The following is an 18,181-nucleotide window of genomic DNA, read 5'->3' on the forward strand; positions in this document are numbered from 1 at the left end:
AATCCTTCTTATACAAATTTATAGCGCTTCTCGAGCCATTTAAAGAACACAGTTAAAATAAGCGTAATGCCTAAATAAATAATGCCGGCAATGAAAAACGGCACAATGGTAAAGTCGCGGTTAACGGCTGTCTGTGCAAAGTGCAGCAATTCCGGTACGGCAACAGCATAGAGAAGTGCCGTATCTTTTACTAATGTCACCGATTCATTTGAAACAGCAGGGAGCGCTATTCGGAACATTTGCGGCAGGACTATTCTTGTTGTTGTCTGCCATTTGCTTAAGCCAAGAACTTGTGAAGCCTCATATTGTCCCTTATCAATAGCCAAAAGACCCCCACGGAAAATTTCCGCGAAATAGGCGGCATAATTCAAAATAAAGCCCAAGCAAGCTGCCACAAAACGATCAAGCACTAAATATTCCCCAATTACAGGGATAAGCGGGAGCCCGAAACAAATAAATAATAATTGCAAGAGGAGCGGGGTTCCGCGCATGACATAAATATAGGCTTGTGCCAGCCATGAGAGAGGCTTGATTGAGCTTTTAACAGCTAAAGTTAAAAGAAAGCCTAATGGAATGGACACGAAGATGGCAATAATAAATAAAAGGATTGTCATCTGAGCCCCTTCAAGCATGGGCTTAATAATTGTAAGAATATAGTCCATCATGAAAGAATTCCTCCAAAAACAAAACAGGCTTTCCGAGGGAAACCCTGTTTGCTTCGATAATTTAATTTAGAACTTTGTCTTCACCGAACCATTTTTTCGAGATTTCAGCAGCGGTTCCGTCCGCGCTCAACTCATCAAGGGCTTTTTGCAGTTCTTTTAATAATTCATCGTTTCCTTTTTTCACACCTACACCATATTCTTCTGGTGCTAAAGATTCGTCAAGGACCTTAAATGTACCCTCTTCTTGGGCCATGTAGTAATCAATCACGACTTCATCAATGATCACCGCATCAGTTCTGCCGGCCTTTAAGTCACTTAAGGCAAGAACATTATCGGCATACTCGGAAACAGACTTGATGCTGTCTTTAATCGGATTTGCATTTAAGGCATCAGATGCAGAGGAAAGACCTTGAAGACCAATCACCTTTCCATCTAAATCAGCCAAAGTGCTAATGTTAGAATCAGCTTTTGTTGCAATTACTTGGGCATTCGCTAAATAAGGCTTTGTGAATAGAACCATTTCTTTTCGTTTATCAGTAATGGTATACCCATTCCAGATGAGGTCAATTCGTCCGCTGCTGAGTTCAGATTCCTTTGTTTTCCAATCAATCGGCTGGAATTTAACTTCTTTCCCCATTTTTTCAACTGCAGCTTTCGCATAATCGATATCAAAGCCTACAAGATTATTTTCCTTATCGCGGAATCCCATAGGAGCAAATTTATCGTCAATTCCAATAATAATTTCGTTATCCTTCGTGCTGTCACTTGATGAACAGCCTGTCAAAATAGTAAATACAGTTAATATTGATAGAATAATAGCTGAAAAACGTTTCATTAGTAGTAGACCACCTTTTGTCATAATCCTTTAGCGCGTTACCATATTATCATGATAACAAGATAAAATAAAAAAGTAAATAGAAATATTAGGAGATTTATTCTAGTAAAAAGGCTGAGAAAATTAGACAATAAAAAAAAGAGGGGAGCGGCCCCTCTTCATTAGAAAAATCCTGTCATATTGCTTAAGCATTTAAAGCCAGCTGAAGCATCGTTTCAATACCTGCTGGAATCGTATCCTCATCTACATCAAATTTTGGATGATGGTGAGGGTACTGGCTTTTCTCTCCTTGCATGCCAATGTTGACGAAAGCCCCAACTTTTTCCTTCAAATAAAAGGAATAGTCTTCTGCTCCCATTACAGGATCAATGGACATAAACACGTCTTCACCAAAGGTTTTTTCGATGATACCTTTCGCATATTCGCATGCTTCTGGGTGATTATATAACGGTGGCGTCCCTTCGATAAAATGATAATGACCTTTTGCGCCAAAGCTTGCACAAATGTCCTTTGTTAATTGCTCCGTTTTTTCGTGCATTAATTCGGCACCTTCAAATGTTAGGGCGCGAATAGTACCTTGCATTGTTACCTTATCTGGGATGACATTATAGGAGTTGCCGGCTTGCATTCCTCCAATTGAAATCACGCCAGCGTGCAAAGGATTCAGGCTTCGGCCGATAATGGATTGGAATGACTGAATAAGATGTGTGGCAATATAGATTGGATCTACCGCCTCATGAGGATAACCGCCATGTCCGCCTTTTCCTTCGATCGTGATGTCAAAGTCATCACTGGAAGCCATTGCATAGCCTGTGGCAAATCCGATTTTGCCAAGCGGTACACCGGACATATAATGGATTCCGTAAATAGCGTCCACACCATCTAAAACTCCCTCTTTCACAAGCTGCTTCGCTCCACTAGGAGACGCTTCCTCAGAGCTTTGGAAGATGAATACAATATTATTCTTTACTAAATGCGGATTTGAGCTCATCCATTTAGCAACAGCGAGCAGTGTAGCTGTGTGGGCATCATGGCCGCATCCGTGCATAACGCCTGGAACAGTCGAAATGTAAGACTTGTCTCCTTCTTCTTGAAGGGGAAGGGCATCCATATCGGCTCTAAGTGCTATTGTTTTTTTTCCTTCGGTCCCTTTAAAATAGCCGACTACATTAGGTGCTGAAAAACGATCGTCAACGGGAATTCCGAATTCAGCCATTCTTTCCTTTACATAAGCAGCTGTTTCGTATTCTTGCCCCGATAGCTCAGGGTGCATATGAAAATGTCTTCGAACTTTAATAGTCCAATCGATTAAATCTGAATCAACTAATTTTGTCTGTAGCATGATGAATAAAACCTCCAAATCATAATTAAGCCATAAAACTTTTGGTCATGGAAAAGCCTATGGAGCATGCGGTTAGGATCAAAGGTTTCCTCCGCATACCCCATAGGTGAATTCAATTTTTAAAAAGGCCCGTATTTTATCATTTGTGCAATAAGCAGGAATACAATCGCTAGTCCTGCTTGAATAAATATAAATGGCAATACCCATTTTACCCATTTTGTATAAGGAATGCCAGCCATCGCAAGCCCCGCAATGAGTACGCCGGATGTTGGGAATATAGAATTGGATATCCCATCGCCAAGCTGAAACGCTAGAACGGCTGTCTGTCTTGTCACGCCTACTAAATCAGACAGTGGAGCCATAATTGGCATTGTAAGAGCCGCTTGTCCGCTTCCAGATGGAACGAGGAAATTTAGAAACAGCTGCACGAAAAACATCCCGATTGCATTTAAGGCTGGCGGAAGCAGACTTAGGAAGGAAGAAGAGTAATAAAGAATTGAATCCATCAGTTTCCCATCCTGGATGACGACGAGGATCGCCTGTGCAAATCCAATGATAATGGCTCCGCTGATGACTTCTTTTACTCCTTCTAAAAAGCTGTCCGCAATTTTATTCGGGCTTAATTTTCCGATGACCCCGGCAATAACCCCAAATAATAGGAAGAGGGCGCCGATTTCAGTTATATACCAGCCCAGTTTTAAAACGCCAAAAATGAGTGCAACAAAGTTAAGAAGAAAAACAATTAATACTAATTTATGACGAGTTTCGAGCTTTATTTCTGTTTGCTGATGGTTACTTGTTCCTTCGCGGAAGTTGCCAAAGAATTTTAGCTCAGGATTTTTTTTGATTTTTTTAGCATAGCGATAAATATAAATAACTCCGGCCAAATAGAAAGCCGCGAAAAGAACTAGCCTTAAACCCATGCCAGAAAAAGTTGGCAGTTCGGCAATGCTTTGGGCAACCCCAATATTAAATGGATTCATAACGGCACTCATAAATCCAATATTCGCTCCAAGTGCTACAATCGCATACCCAACCATGGCATCAAAGCCTAAAGCAATGGCTAATGGCGTAATGATCCCTATATAAACGATCGTTTCTTCCGCCATCCCCATCAATGTGCCGCCAGCCGCAAAAAACAGCGTTACTACTGGAATAAGCAATAATTCCTTATTGGCTAGCTTGTTAGTAGTACTGAAAATCAAAGCATCGAGAGCGCCAGTCGCCTTTAATACGCCAAAGGCGCCGCCCACAAGTAAAACGAAAAAGATGATTCCTGCTGCTTGGACCATGCCTGAATGAATGCTAGTAAAAATATGAAAGAATCCAACTGGAGATGGATCCGTAAAATGAAATGAGTCCGGAACGACAATAGTGCGTCCAGCTTTCTCAATTCTATCATATTCTCCTGCTGGCAAAATATAAGTCAAAATCGTAGCGATGACAATAACAAAGAAAATGAGGACAAAAGCATTGATGTTCAATCCTTTTTTGTCCTGTTGAATAGGATTACCCATTTTTAAGCTCCTTTATTGTAAAATAATAAAATTGTCGATATTCCGGTGAAGCGGAAATAGTCTATCGACAAAGTCCATGACTATATGAATGTGTATAAGTTCACAAAATGAATTTTTATGCACTTTATTGTAAGATGCATTCAATTATATTGCAATAATAATTTGCGATTTAAAAAATTGGTTAGATTGGCATAGTGGATTATGTTCATAGGAATTATTCCTATTTAGGAAAATTGTTCATCCTTAATTAATATTTGGATACTATAGCGATTTCAGTCATTCACCGCCCCATTTCCCTTTAAAAAATGTACTTTAGCCCAAATTACTTTTAAAAAGAAGAGATATGGAGCGACGTCTATAATATTTGGAAATATGGAAATAATGGGACTTTTATATTGTTAAATCCATCTTCAGCCGTTATGATGGTGATAAAATATAGGGGAGGGATATCATGGAAAATAAGATACGTTCCCGTAGCGATATATATTATTTTAGCAGCCCTCATTTCTCTTGTTGTGATTTGCGCTGCGCGTGACCGTATGAGTTAGAAGTAGCTTAAAAAATATAAAAGGGACCGAGGCAAGTGGTTTTCCTTTACTGGAAAGAAGGTACTTATTTTGCTAGTCATATCAGAAAAACAACTGCGATCCATGTATACAATGAAGGACGCGATTCAGGACTTGGAACAAGCTTTACAACATTACATAGACGGAAAAATTCTTAATCCGCACAGGACAGTTCTAGAATTCCCCGAAAAAAATGCATCGGCCCTCTATATGCCTAGTGCCATGGAGCCAATCGGGAAAACGGCCGTCAAGGTAGTCACCATTTTTCCAAACAATCCATCGGTAGGGAAGAAGACCACTCAGGGTGTCATTATTTTAAGTGACACCGACAATGGAGACCATCTTGCTTGCATGAATGCCTCTTATTTAACGAGGCTTCGTACGGGGGCGGTAAGCGGGATTGCTACGAAGTATCTAGCGAAGGAAACGGCATCAACGGTAGCAGTCATTGGCTGCGGCGGAATGGCAGAGGAGCAGCTTCAGGCTGTTCTGGAGGTTCGTGATATTAAGAAAATCATGCTCTATAATCGAACAAACGAAAGAGCACATGTATTTGCTGAAAAAATAGCGGATCTTAGCCCAGAGTATAAAGGCGAAATTGCGATTATGGGTCATGCAGATGAAGCAGTTTCGAAAGCGGAAATCGTTATTTGCAGCACTCGCTCAGAAACTCCTGTTTTTTCAGGGGAAGCGCTGCAGCCTGGAACACATATTAATGGTGTTGGATCGTATCTCCCGCATATGCAAGAGGTAGACGTGCAAACTCTTCGTAAATGCTCAAAAATTGTTGCTGATACGATTGAAGGAGTAAAAGATGAGGCTGGTGACTTCATTATTCCTGCAAACAGAGGGGAATGGAGTTTTTCAGACCTTCATGGGGAAATTGGAGAACTGGCAACAGGGAGAATCGCTGGCAGGGAATCGGATGAAGAGATCACCTTTTTTAAATCAGTTGGGATTGCCTATTTTGATTTGGCTGTTGCATCGGCCGCCTATGAAAAGGCTATTAAGCTTGGTATAGGAAGTGAAGTAGAAATATAAGAAGATAGTTTAGAAAGGTTCAAACAATAAAATCAATAGAGTTGATATAAAAAGGGGCATCCAATAGTCGGAAAATTGACTTATTAGATGCCCCTTGCACTTTTACTATTTCCATAAAATTTGCAACTTTATCGAATGAATCGGACAGATCCGTTTTGAAATCTATAAGTAAATAGCTTTCTTTTCGCTCGATAACGGAAGCCAAGTCCGATAACTTCAAAAAAACAATCTTTTAGATAAATAACGGAACCAGGGTCCTTTTTTTAACGAATTCCTTTCATGAAGCTCTGGATTTTTGGAGCTAACATAAAAAGGATAATTGCAAGCACAATGGAAGCCCCGCCGATGACGCCAAAGTACATTAATTCCGTTTCTGGTGAATAGAACTTAACGATTTGTGCATTAATTGCCCCTGCAGCTGCCGTTGATAAAAACCATAGGCTCATTGTCTGTGCAGAGAAAGCAGCAGGTGCTAATTTCGTTGTAGCTGAAAGTCCTACAGGTGATAAGCATAGCTCGCCAAGAGAGACAATTAAATAGCTTAGTGCAAGCCATATTGGACTAACTAGCGAATCTCCGCCACTCAAATACCCTGGCAATAGAATGACAATAAAGGATAATCCCGCTAATAATAGAGCGATTGAAAACTTTTGCGGAATGGTTGGCTGGCGCTTTCCTAACTTTATCCAAAGCCAAGCAAATACAGGTGCAAAGATGATAATAAATAATGCTGGCAGAGATTGGAACCAAGCTGGTGCAATATGAATGCCTGCAAAATCTAATTGTGTACGCTTATCTGCATAGTTTGCAAGAATAGTAGCCCCTTGATCATAAATAACCCAGAACATGACAGAAGCAATAAAAAGCGGAATATAGGCAATGACTCGAGAACGTTCCACATCGGTTGTTTTTTTACTGCGGTACATCACAATGAAATACAAAGTTGGTATTAAAATACCAAGCACTCCAATGAATGCAATAAATACATCGAATGTTAAATATCCTGCAGGAATAGCCACTGCGCATAAAACAGCGATTACAATAACAGATAAACTAACAATCTTAAAAACTTTTTTCTTTTCTTCTGGTGATAGTGGGTTAGGAACGATTGTTCCTGCAAGTCCGAGATTTTTTTTCTTAGTAAAAATAAAAACGAGTAGCCCTAAGAACATCCCAACAGCAGCAAAACCGAAACCTAGATGGAAACTATACCCCATAGCACTACCTGTGATTAACGGGGCAAGGAATGCGCCAAGATTAATCCCCATATAGAAAATACTAAATCCAGAATCACGTCGTCCATCTTCTTCGCTATACAAGTCACCAACAATACTAGAAACATTCGGTTTCAGTAATCCGGTACCAAGAACAATCAGCACCATAGAAATAAAGAACATCGCTGTATTTCCGGGTATAGCCAAAGCGATATGACCAAACATAATTAAAATTCCGCCGTAAAATACAGCTTTAGATGTACCGATTAGCCTATCAGCCATCCAACCGCCGATTATTCCCGACATATAAACGAGTGCACCGTAAATCGACATTATCGATAGCGCAAATGACTGATCTAACCCTAAACCGCCCTTTGAAACTTCATAGTACATATAGAATACAAGAATAGCCCTCATACCGTAATAGGAGAAACGCTCCCAAAATTCAGTGAAGAATAATGTAAATAGTCCCTTTGGGTGGCCAAAAAAACCCTTGCTGGGAACGCTTTCAACAATTTGTTTCCTGCCAATATTTGACATAATACGACCTCCTTATTATTCTATAATACTTTCGAAAGTTCGAAATTGTCAAAAGGATATTTAGGAAAAAAAGAAGGTAGTCAGCCTCTAACCATTGGTAATATTGGGTTTCAATTACCGAATTTCTAAAATTTAGTTTTTTTGAAATAATAGATATATTATGTTTATTCGGATAGGAAAAACAAAAAAGAAGCAAGGACTTCTTGCTTCTTTTCGTCAATGACAAGCGCTTTTAATTAACGAATCCCCTTCATAAAGCCCTGAATTTTCGGAGCTAAGATAAATAGGATGATGGAGAGTACAATGGATGCTCCGCCAATGATACCGAAGTAAGCCATTTCTGTTTCAGGTGTGTAAAATTTAACAATTTGTGCATTAATAGCTTGAGCAGCAGCGTTTGATAAGAACCATAAGCTCATCGTTTGCGCTGAGAAGGCTGCAGGAGCTAGTTTGGTCGTAGCAGATAGACCAACTGGTGATAAACATAATTCACCAAGGACGGCAATGAATATACTTAGGACAAGCCATAATGGATTAACCAATGTATCGGTACCGCCAAAGTACGCAGGTAAGAGAATTACAAGGAATGATATACCAGCGAATAATAAAGCTATGGAGAATTTTTGCGGGATAGATGGCTGGCGATTTCCTAGTTTCACCCAGCCCCACGCAAATACTGGTGCCAAAACAATAATAAATAACGGGTTTAATGATTGGAACCAAGCTGGTGAAATCGTAATTCCTGCAAAGTTTAACTGTGTCCGAGTATCCGCATAAGCTGCAAGGATGGTAGAACCTTGCTCTGCAATGGCCCAGAACATGACGGACGCAATGAAAAGCGGAATATAGGCAATGATTCTTGAACGTTCTACATCTGTTGTTTTTTTACTTCGATACATGACAACGAAATAAGCAGTTGGAATCAAAATACCCAAAATTCCTACAAGTGCAATAAAGCTATCAAACGTTAAATACCCGGCAGGAATGGCAATTGCACAAATAATAGCAATAATAACGGCAACTAATCCAAATATCGTAATGGTCTTTTTCTTCTCAGCTGGTGAAAGTGGATTGTGTACAACGGTGCCAGCGAGACCAAGATTATTTTTCTTTGTAAAAATAAATACTAATAACCCTAAGAACATTCCGACAGCAGCTATACCGAAGCCTAAATGGAAGCTATAACCCATTGTACTTCCGACGATTAGTGGTGCGAGGAATCCTCCAAGGTTAATGCCCATGTAGAAAATACTGAAGCCGGAATCTCGGCGATTATCTTCTTCACTATAAATTTCCCCGACAACACTTGAAACGTTTGGTTTCAATAAACCTGTACCAAGGACAATCAGTACCATGGAAATAAAGAAAAGTGTGATATTTCCAGGGATAGCTAAGGCTAAATGACCAAACATAATCAAAATTCCGCCGTAGAAAACGGCTTTTGACGTTCCGAATACTCTGTCAGCTAACCAGCCGCCAATGATTCCCGACATATATACTAATGATCCGTATATGGACATAATGGCAAGGGCAGTAGGCTGGTCAATGCCTAATCCGCCTTTTGATACTTCATAGTACATATAGAAAACGAGAATGGCTCTCATTCCATAATAAGAGAAACGCTCCCAGAATTCTGTGAAGAAAAGGGTAAACAATCCTTTAGGATGTCCAAAAAATCCCTTTTGCGGAACGCTCGCAACAATTTGTTGCTTATCTATTTTAGGCATGTAAAAATCCTCCTTGCTTTTATCTATAATTTGCAATCTTACAGAAAGCTATTCGTATTAAAAAATAATGAGTAATACTATTCTATAATACTTTTGATAGTTTTTAATTGTCAAAACTAATTTTTTACATAGGGTAATAAAATTGTTTTAATTATTGTAATATAAGCTATTATGCAAAATCGGTCAATAAAAAATAAGTTATTTTAAAATAATAAATTTATTTTGATAAGGTGGAATATTCAACATCATCATTGCTTCTATTTAAATGAAAAGCAACCGTTATTTTTCTGCGTTATGTTATAATTTTCCAAAAAAGGGGGAGAAGGGATGGAAGATGAGGTACTTCATGCAATTCAAGATATTTACCCGGATGACTTTGCCTGGTGCTATGGGTGTGGCCGCTTAAATGAGAATGGCCACCATTTTAGGACGGGCTGGTTAGGGGAAAAGACGGTAACGTTGTATACGCCTAAAGAAGAACATACCGCCATTCCGGGGTTTGTTTATGGAGGTTTAATCGCATCACTCATTGATTGTCATGGAACAGGATCTGCCGCATTGGCTCTGCACCGTAAAAATGGGCATAAGATTGGGGATGGAGCGGAGCCGCCGCGATTTGTAACAGGCTCCTTAAAGGTTGATTTTCTTAAACCGACCCCTCAAGATGTCCCATTAAAAGCAATAGGGGCTGTAACCGAAATACATCCAAAAAAGTGGAAGGTTGACATCGAAGTGTTCGCCGAGGATATGATATGCGCCCGCGGCGAAGTCATCGCGGTTGTCATGCCCAGCACATTCGCCAAGACGTAATAAAATAAATCAAGCAGGAGGGAAGACCTCCTGCTTGATTTTATATCGAGTATGGCAAAAGGATTTTGACATTCGTCCCATTGGTTGAGCTCTCAATCGTAATTTCTCCTTCATGCTCGGCAATAATGTTTTTGCAAATCATTAATCCTAGCCCGGTTCCTTTCTCCTTCGTTGTAAAGAAAGGCTCTCCGACCCGGGTAAGTAAATGTTCTGGGATCCCTGAACCCTCATCGGTGATCTGAATCATGATCCAGGCAGGATCCTGCTGCCGAATATCAATATGTATCGCGCCGCCTTTGGGCATGGCCTCAATTGCATTTTTAAGAAAATTAATAAACACTTGCTTTAGTTTGTTTTCATCACAATTAATAATCGGCAGGTTTTGCTCGATCGTCTTGATGATTTGGATATTATTTAAATTTGTTTGGGTTTCTAATAAAGTGAGGACATGGTTTAATACAACCTCAATGTTTTTCTGGGCCAATTTTGATTCTTGAGGCTTGGCCAGCCATAATAACTCGTTTAGAATCGTTTCAATTCGATTAATCTCTGAGTTAATGACATCGAAGTATATTTTGTTTTGCTTAAAATCGCTTTCCATCATTTGAAAGAAGCCCTTTATGGCAGTTAAAGGATTCCTGACCTCATGCGCAATTCCGGCTGCTAGCTGGCCGGCAATTGTCAGCTTTTCGGAATTAATCATCAATTCCTTTGTCTTTTCTCTATCACTGACATCACGCATAATCATGTGGACGGCCGGATCATTTTCAAATATGGTTGGAATCGTTTTTAATTCAATCGGAATGATCTTTCCATCCATGCGAATGAATTTCTTTTCAAATGGGCCAACAGAATGAATATGTAAATTGCGTTGTTTAAATTTCTCGTGGTCCTGATACAATATAAAGTCATAAATCGGTCTCCCGATAATATTGTCTTTATGCTCCAACCCAAGCATCTCGATTGCGGTTGCGTTAATAAACATACATTTTTCATCTTTTAAAATAATGACGCCATCCGGTGATTCCTCTACTAAGCGGTGGTATCTGCCTTCACTTTCGCGAAGCTTTTCTTCTGCTAACTTTCGGGCAGAAATATTCTGGATCTGACTGACATAGAATAAGGGGACCCCGTCCTCATCTCTCACTAATGAAACACTCATAAACCCCCAAATATACCGTTGGGTTTTATGGATATAACGTCTTTCCATTTGATATGAATTCCTTTTCCCCTCGAATAGAACTTGTACGATATGTTCATCTATTTCTGCATCCTCTGGAAGTAGGATATCCATAATCGTTAATTGTAACAGTTCGTTTTCTTCATAACCCAAACTGTCACATAAAGACTGATTCGCCTTTACTATTTTTCCATCCAATGAGATAAGTGCCATTCCTATTCCTGCATGTTCAAAGGCATGGATGAATAATAACTGATTATCTAAAATAATTTTATTCATCATGAATACTCCTTAATAATGATTTATTCATTCTTATTTTAGTTACAGGATTTATGTAGTTAATGAAGGATTTGGACATATAAACTACTTTTAGGAAAATAGTCACACAACAATATAATACCGTTTTTTACAAAATAATCATAGCTGTGAGGACAAATGAACCTGCTGATATGAAGGGGAAACATAAATATAGATCTTTTCAGTAAAATAGGTAAGGAGAATTTTAAATTTAATGTGCCTGGTTGGTGTTAAAGGTAATTTATTTCATACCTCTCTAAATCATAGACTAAATCAGAGAGCAAAAGGTTAAGAAGGGGTTACAAAATGTTATTTTTTTGCAATTTATCATTTCACATTTGTTATTTAACTCTCTTGGAAAAAATATGAACAGAGAGGGTGCTATTGAATGAGGATATGGTGGAAAGAAGCGGTTGTCTATCAAATCTATCCGCGGAGCTTTCAAGATTCGAATGGAGATGGAATTGGCGACCTTCAAGGAATTATTCAAAGGTTGGACTATATCCAGCAATTAGGCGTGGATGCCGTCTGGATTTGCCCGATGTTTAAATCGCCAAATGACGATAATGGCTATGATATTTCAGATTATCAAGATATTATGGAAGACTTCGGAACAATGAAGGATTTTGATCAGCTTCTTGAAGAGGTACACAAACGGGGCATGAAGTTAATCATGGATCTAGTTCTTAATCATACAAGCGATGAGCATCCTTGGTTTATTGAATCCAGATTGTCAAAGGATCACCCGAAGAGAGATTGGTATATTTGGCGCAATGGGAAAAATGGGCGTGAGCCGAATAATTGGGAAAGTATTTTTGGCGGTTCGGCATGGGAATTTGATGAGAAGACAGAGCAATATTACCTTCACATTTTTTCCGTTAAGCAGCCGGATTTAAACTGGGAGAATGGGGAAGTTCGCGAGGCTTTGTACGAGATCGTTAATTGGTGGATTCAGAAGGGGATTGACGGTTTTCGGATCGATGCGATCAGCCATATTAAAAAGCGGGCTGGTTTACCCAATCTGCCTAATCCAAAGAAATTAAAGTATGTCCCGTCCTTTCCGATGCATTTGAACCAAAAGGGCATTCATCCGTTTTTGAAGGAGTTTAAGGAGCGGACCTACGGAAATTCAGATGTAATGACAGTCGGGGAAGCAAATGGAGTAACGGTGAAGGATGCGGGGCTTTGGGTTGGACAAAAGCAGGGCGTCATGGATATGATTTTTCAATTTGAGCATCTTGGTCTTTGGGACCCGGAAGATTTGGATGCGGAGCTGGATATCATTGAATTGAAAAAGGTGCTCACGAAATGGCAAAAGGGCTTGGAGACGGAGGGGTGGAATGCTTTATTTATTGAAAATCACGATAAGCCTCGTGTCGTTTCAACATGGGGGGAAGACGGGAAATATTGGCGTGAAAGTGCGACAGCCTTTGGAGCGATGTATTTTTTCATGAAAGGGACGCCGTTTATTTTTCAAGGGCAGGAGATCGGCATGACGAATGTTAGCTTCACTTCCATTGATGATTATGATGATGTGGCTACGAAAAACCTTTATAAAAAGAAGCAAAGCGAAGGGCTGAAGAATCAGGAAATCATGAAGATTATTTGGGCCTCCTCCCGTGATAATAGCCGAACACCGATGCAATGGTCAGCGGAAGAATATGCTGGATTTAGCACCGCACCCCCATGGATAAAGGCAAACCCGAATTATAAAGAATTGAATGTGGAGGCACAGCTTCGGAATGAAGGGTCGGTTCTTTCTTTTTATAGAAAAATGATACATTTGAAGAAACAGCATGAAGTGTTTAGTTATGGTCAATATGATCTAATTTTAGAGGAGAATAAGCAAGTTTTTGCCTATACACGGGCATTTAAGGATAAAAAAGTGGTAGTTCTCACAAATTTGTCTGATCAGCATGCGGAGTTTCAGTTAAATGAATGGGGCCTAAGCTCAGACCAGCTTCTTTTAAATAATTATTCAGTGGAAAAACACAGATTGCAGTCCATGTTTTCTTTTAAACCTTATGAAGCTCGCGTGTATATGTGCCCTCCCGTTAAGTGATAAAATAGAGGAAAAACTTCGTTAGGAGCAAGATGATGGCACAAGGGAAAACGAATGCCATGCGCATTCTCGATTCGAAAAAAGCGAAATATGAATTAATCACCTATGACAATCAGGATGGAAAAATTGACGGTGTCTCAGTAGCGCATAAAATCAATAGAGAGCCGAGAGAAGTTTATAAAACACTGGTAGCACATGGAACTAGCAAACAACTGTATGTGTTTATTATTCCGGTCGAGGCTGAGCTAGATTTAAAGAAAGCCGCCAAGGCAGCAGGAGAAAAGAAAATCGAAATGATTGCCGTCAAGGATATTCAGACGCTAACAGGCTATATCCGCGGCGGCTGCTCACCGGTTGGCATGAAGAAGCAATATCCAAGCTTTATTGATATTCAGGCATCAGAGCTTCAGTCCATCATTGTGAGCGGCGGGAAAATTGGCATTCAGATTGAAGTTGGGATCCAGGATCTAATCAAGGTCATTCAAGCGCAGTTGAAGGATATTTGTAAAGATTAATCACATGTAATTGATTCTTTGCCACAGACTTGTGCACTGTGGCGTTTTTTATTGGACAGGAAATTGAAAAAGGGGGGAAAGCTGTCCGGGAAACCGGGTTTATCGGACAAGAAAGTGAAAAAGGAGAGAAAGCTGTCCAACAAACAGAGTTTATCGGACAGGAAATTGAAAAAAGAGAAAAAGCTGTCCAAAAAGAATGGAAGTTGAAATCAATTACCCAGTAGGCATTCACCCATCCATCATAAATTGCATATGGTAAAGGTGAAAACAATTTAGGCAAATGAACGGGAAAGGACGTGTAATTGTGGCTGGAAAAATATTAAATTACTTTGGCGGCGGAAATACAGCACGTGGTTTTTACAGCTTGTTTGAGTCTAATCTGCAAGGGCTTGAACGATTATTCATCTTAAAAGGCGGTCCTGGAACGGGAAAGTCCTCTCTTATGAAAGCGATTGGTTCGGAATGGGCACAGAAGGGATATGATCTGGAGTATATCCACTGCTCATCGGACAATAACTCAATTGATGGTGTCATTATTCCCGCTTTGAAGGTGGGAATTGTCGATGGAACAGCCCCTCATGTCATTGAACCAAAGTCCCCAGGTGCTGTGGAGGAGTATGTTAACCTAGGTGAGGCTTGGGATTCGAAGGCTTTAGCAGAGCAAAAAGAGGAAATTATGCAAATAAATGAGCGAGTCAGCCGTTCCTTTGAAATGGCTTATAGCAAATTGGCAGAGGCGCTCAAAATTCATGATAAATGGGAAAATGTTTATATAGAGAATATGGATTTTGCGAAAGCGGATCAGCTTACAAATAAGCTATTGAAGGAATTCTTTGGGAATATGCAATTAAATAAGGCTTCCAATGTTAAGCATCGCTTCCTTGGAGCAGCAACACCCATTGGGGCTGTTGATTTCGTCCAAAACCTGACTGAAGGCCTTTCTAAACGATATTTTGTTAAGGGCCGCGCGGGTACAGGAAAGTCCACGATGCTAAAAAAATTAGCTAAAGTGGCAGAAGAACGAGGCTTCGATCTAGAAATTTACCATTGCGGATTTGATCCGCACAGTCTCGATATGCTGATCTTCCGCGAGCTCGGCCTGGCTATTTTCGACAGCACCAGTCCGCATGAATACTTTCCAGACCGGGCGGGAGATGAAATTATTGATACGTATGAAATCATCGTCTCTCCAGGTACGGATGAAATTTTCGCCGAGCAGATCAAAGAAATTAGCCAGCAGTATAAGGCGAAAATGAAAGAGGCCATCTCTTATTTAGCTCAGGCAAAAGCAGAGCGCGAGGGATTGGAAAATATATATATTGGCGCCATGGATTTTAATATCGTTGACCGGCTGCGGAATGAGATCAGGGCTGAAATTCTGCAAATGTCTGAAGGAAAATAAAAGTTGCAAGGTTACTAGTTATTTTGATTTAAAAATGAATTATATACAGTCAAACACCAAATTAGGCGAATAGCATACATTAAAAAGGAATGCAAAATGAGAGGAGATACAAAATTTATGGATTACAGATACTATCCCTATTCATTTCCTTTGAATGCAGAGCATAATGCGATTGATGACAGAATATTTCCGGGCGGGGGATTTGGACCTCCAGGGTTTCCTCCAGGCCCGCAGCCGGGATTCCCGCCAGGCCAACAGCCAGGGTTTCCACCAGGCCAACAGCCAGGATTCTCACCGGGCCAACCAGGATTTGCGCCTGGCCAACAGCCAGGATTCTCGCCAGGTCAGCCGACTGGTGGAGGGCAGCAAGGAGGCCCTCCGTCATCCCCACCGCCATCCTTCACACCGCAAATGCAGCAAGTTACTGCTTTTGCAGTGGATCCAGGAGCAATTAGAAGATGTTTATTCCGTTTTACTTATATTTGGCTTGAGAATGGCCGAAACTTCTGGTTCTATCCAGTCTTTCTCGGAAGGAATTCAATTGCCGGCTGGCGCTGGAGCCGTAATCGCTGGGTATACTGGGGTACGGACCTCCGCAGTATCCGCTCCTTCCAATGCTTCTAAAACCTGTGCGAGGCACCATCTGTGGACAGTTAATTAATACTCTGCGCATAGAGAGGACAGTTAAACAGCCATAAAGACGGACCTTCGCTGGTCCGTCTTTTCAATTAGAAAATAATACGCCTGTGCTGTTTTCTTTCTGAATGAATAAGCTACAATATTAGTAAAAAAGAACTTGAGGTAAATTAAAATGATCCAATTATTAGTTAATATTTTTGAACAGAACCGAGATCCGGAGAAAGCCGGCCCAATGGAAGCCTATATGAAAAACCATTTTCCTTTTCTCGGGATTAAGTCGCCTGATCGGAAGGGATTAGTGAGGCAATTTTTTCAGGAAAGCGGGCTGCTGAAGCAAGACTTTCAGCCAGAATTTGTCATAGCCTTATGGGAGAAAGAAGAGCGAGAATATCAATATGCCGCTATGGATTACATAGAGAGATGTTTGAAAAAGCTGGACAAGCAGCAGCTTTCACTGATGGAGCAATTACTTACGATAAAGCCTTGGTGGGATACGGTAGACTTGCTCGCATCAAAAGCTGTGGGAACAATTGCTGAAAAGCATCCGGAGGTAATTGCCGAAACGTTTGAAGGCTGGGCTTATGGGGATCATCTCTGGCTGCGAAGAACCGCGATTCTTTTTCAGCTGAAATATAAGGATCAAACAGATGAAAAGCTCTTATACCGCTATATCGAGCAAAATAAAGACAGTAAGGAGTTCTTTATTCAAAAAGCGATTGGCTGGGCTTTAAGGGAGTACTCCAAAACGAATCCGGAATCTGTAAAGGAATTTATCGAATCGACTACGCTTGCGAGCTTAAGTGTGAGGGAAGGAAGTAAATATATTTAGTAGTGTTTACTTGAAAAAAGGTTGTGACCCCAAGCTCGGGGCCCAACCATTCTATTGCATCTTTTGATTATAATATTTAACCGAATACAAGGCTCCCTCATCAACCATTTTATTGTCCTCAATATCTTGTGGGTGAGGGTTTCCCGCCTTCTCAATCGGGAGAATTTTACTTTTATCTAATGGAGATGGTTTGATTTTTCGCTTCCAGTCTCTTAGTATATTTCCGGCCTTTAATCGATTGGGTTTAGAAGATAACCATATCGCAGCAGCTGATACACCAGCTCCTGCCGCCATTACGGATGTCATACGCAAGGCTTGTTTCATAGTAATTCCTCCTCTAAAAGTTTTGGTTTGACCCTGCTTCATTTCACCTCCTGTTATTTTTCATATGTATACCCTTCAGCTATTCTATCAAAACATTAAATCTAGTAATCTCTCTTTTCATTCTCGTTACAAAAATATTAAATACGAAAATAATAGTTTTAAATTTCTAAGAAGGTGGTACACATTAAGCAAGGTTGCAGCGAGCAGCCGAAACAAATATTAATGGAGGGAATTCAGGTGAATACAAAATTAATCGTAAGAGAATGTGATGATGTGGTTCAGGTCTTAAATGAGGTTAAAGCCTTTGAATTCAGTGGAGTCCAGCCAGATGATATGTATGTGTTGGCTCATGAAAGGAGTCGGACAGATGAATTAGCAGGGCAATTAGGGATTAATACGATTGGTTTAAAGGAAGAAGGTCTCGGAACAGCAGTAAAGAATTTGTTTGAAGGCAAAGGGGATACTCTTCGTAATAAAATACAAGAGATGGGGCTTTCTAAGGAAGAAGCAGATGTGTACGAAATGAAACTGGACCATGGAAAGATCCTGTTGTTTGTTCAGGAGGATCAGCGTACGATCGGCAGTACTATTTAATAGCTGACGTTTACTAGGTTTATAGCAGAAGTTTGAGTTATAAATGAAAAAAGAATTGTCCTTTTCTGTTTATCATAACAGA

General features: G+C 40.2%; 17 protein-coding genes. 9 read left to right on the forward strand and 8 right to left on the reverse strand.

Going from position 1 to position 18,181, the window contains the following annotated elements; all coding sequences use genetic code 11:
• Positions 1 to 8 precede the first annotated feature (8 nt).
• From AR328_RS14410 to AR328_RS14425, 4 genes are all read right to left on the reverse strand, one after another.
• Positions 9 to 665, reverse strand: coding sequence for an amino acid ABC transporter permease (locus AR328_RS14410; protein ID WP_066296452.1), 657 nt, complete (start codon positions 663 to 665; stop codon positions 9 to 11).
• Positions 666 to 726: 61 nt separating this feature from the next.
• Complete coding sequence (locus tag AR328_RS14415) at positions 727 to 1,500, reverse strand: amino acid ABC transporter substrate-binding protein (protein ID WP_066296454.1); 774 nt, start codon at positions 1,498 to 1,500, stop codon at positions 727 to 729.
• Positions 1,501 to 1,684: 184 nt separating this feature from the next.
• The gene (locus AR328_RS14420) at positions 1,685 to 2,842 is read right to left on the reverse strand and encodes a M20 metallopeptidase family protein (RefSeq protein ID WP_066296456.1); all 1,158 of its coding nucleotides are present in this window, start codon (positions 2,840 to 2,842) and stop codon (positions 1,685 to 1,687) included.
• Between the two features lie 119 nt (positions 2,843 to 2,961).
• The gene (locus AR328_RS14425) at positions 2,962 to 4,359 is read right to left on the reverse strand and encodes a YfcC family protein (protein ID WP_066296459.1); all 1,398 of its coding nucleotides are present in this window, start codon (positions 4,357 to 4,359) and stop codon (positions 2,962 to 2,964) included.
• 617 nt (positions 4,360 to 4,976) lie between these two features.
• Here AR328_RS14425 and AR328_RS14430 point away from each other — a divergent pair.
• Positions 4,977 to 5,966 carry an ornithine cyclodeaminase family protein gene (locus AR328_RS14430; protein WP_066296462.1) on the forward strand — a complete coding sequence of 330 codons (990 nt, stop codon included), beginning with the start codon at positions 4,977 to 4,979 and terminating at the stop codon, positions 5,964 to 5,966.
• Between the two features lie 263 nt (positions 5,967 to 6,229).
• Here AR328_RS14430 and AR328_RS14440 read toward each other — a convergent pair whose 3' ends face one another.
• Both AR328_RS14440 and AR328_RS14445 read right to left on the reverse strand, forming a co-directional pair.
• Positions 6,230 to 7,720, reverse strand: a complete 1,491-nt coding sequence (locus tag AR328_RS14440; RefSeq protein ID WP_066296472.1) for a peptide MFS transporter — start codon at positions 7,718 to 7,720, stop codon at positions 6,230 to 6,232.
• A gap of 236 nt (positions 7,721 to 7,956) precedes the next feature.
• Positions 7,957 to 9,447: a peptide MFS transporter gene (locus tag AR328_RS14445; RefSeq protein WP_066296475.1), complete on the reverse strand. Its 1,491-nt coding sequence runs from the start codon at positions 9,445 to 9,447 to the stop codon at positions 7,957 to 7,959.
• A 327-nt stretch (positions 9,448 to 9,774) separates the two neighbouring features.
• On the opposite strand from AR328_RS14445, the gene AR328_RS14450 reads away from it, so the two are divergent.
• Positions 9,775 to 10,257, forward strand: a complete 483-nt coding sequence (locus AR328_RS14450; RefSeq protein WP_066296478.1) for a PaaI family thioesterase — start codon at positions 9,775 to 9,777, stop codon at positions 10,255 to 10,257.
• Positions 10,258 to 10,297: 40 nt separating this feature from the next.
• On the opposite strand, the gene AR328_RS14455 is transcribed toward AR328_RS14450, so the two are convergent.
• The gene (locus AR328_RS14455) at positions 10,298 to 11,716 is read right to left on the reverse strand and encodes a PAS domain S-box protein (protein ID WP_066296483.1); all 1,419 of its coding nucleotides are present in this window, start codon (positions 11,714 to 11,716) and stop codon (positions 10,298 to 10,300) included.
• A gap of 406 nt (positions 11,717 to 12,122) precedes the next feature.
• On the opposite strand from AR328_RS14455, the gene AR328_RS14460 reads away from it, so the two are divergent.
• The 6 genes from AR328_RS14460 to AR328_RS14485 all read left to right on the forward strand — a co-directional run bounded on the left by AR328_RS14460 (position 12,123) and on the right by AR328_RS14485 (position 17,181).
• Complete coding sequence (locus tag AR328_RS14460; RefSeq protein WP_066296485.1) at positions 12,123 to 13,796, forward strand: glycoside hydrolase family 13 protein; 1,674 nt, start codon at positions 12,123 to 12,125, stop codon at positions 13,794 to 13,796.
• 35 nt (positions 13,797 to 13,831) lie between these two features.
• The gene (gene ybaK / locus AR328_RS14465) at positions 13,832 to 14,311 is read left to right on the forward strand and encodes a Cys-tRNA(Pro) deacylase (protein ID WP_066296488.1); all 480 of its coding nucleotides are present in this window, start codon (positions 13,832 to 13,834) and stop codon (positions 14,309 to 14,311) included.
• A 38-nt stretch (positions 14,312 to 14,349) separates the two neighbouring features.
• Positions 14,350 to 14,535, forward strand: a complete 186-nt coding sequence (locus tag AR328_RS14470) for a hypothetical protein (protein ID WP_066296490.1) — start codon at positions 14,350 to 14,352, stop codon at positions 14,533 to 14,535.
• 80 nt (positions 14,536 to 14,615) lie between these two features.
• Positions 14,616 to 15,713, forward strand: a complete 1,098-nt coding sequence (locus AR328_RS14475) for a PRK06851 family protein (RefSeq protein ID WP_066297328.1) — start codon at positions 14,616 to 14,618, stop codon at positions 15,711 to 15,713.
• Positions 15,714 to 15,830: 117 nt separating this feature from the next.
• Entirely contained in the window at positions 15,831 to 16,337 is a 507-nt protein-coding gene (locus AR328_RS14480) for a hypothetical protein (RefSeq protein WP_231734860.1), read from the forward strand.
• A gap of 187 nt (positions 16,338 to 16,524) precedes the next feature.
• Entirely contained in the window at positions 16,525 to 17,181 is a 657-nt protein-coding gene (locus AR328_RS14485) for a DNA alkylation repair protein (protein WP_066296494.1), read from the forward strand.
• A gap of 51 nt (positions 17,182 to 17,232) precedes the next feature.
• Here the strand turns inward: AR328_RS14485 and AR328_RS14490 are convergent, their stop codons facing one another.
• Positions 17,233 to 17,505, reverse strand: a complete 273-nt coding sequence (locus AR328_RS14490; protein WP_156422696.1) for a hypothetical protein — start codon at positions 17,503 to 17,505, stop codon at positions 17,233 to 17,235.
• Positions 17,506 to 17,742: 237 nt separating this feature from the next.
• On the opposite strand from AR328_RS14490, the gene AR328_RS14495 reads away from it, so the two are divergent.
• Positions 17,743 to 18,099, forward strand: a complete 357-nt coding sequence (locus AR328_RS14495) for a general stress protein (protein WP_442854455.1) — start codon at positions 17,743 to 17,745, stop codon at positions 18,097 to 18,099.
• Positions 18,100 to 18,181 lie beyond the last annotated feature (82 nt).

The sequence above is a fragment of the Bacillus sp. FJAT-29937 genome (genome assembly GCF_001509555.1).
In the GTDB taxonomy this organism is placed as follows: Bacteria; Bacillota; Bacilli; order Bacillales; family Cytobacillaceae; genus Cytobacillus.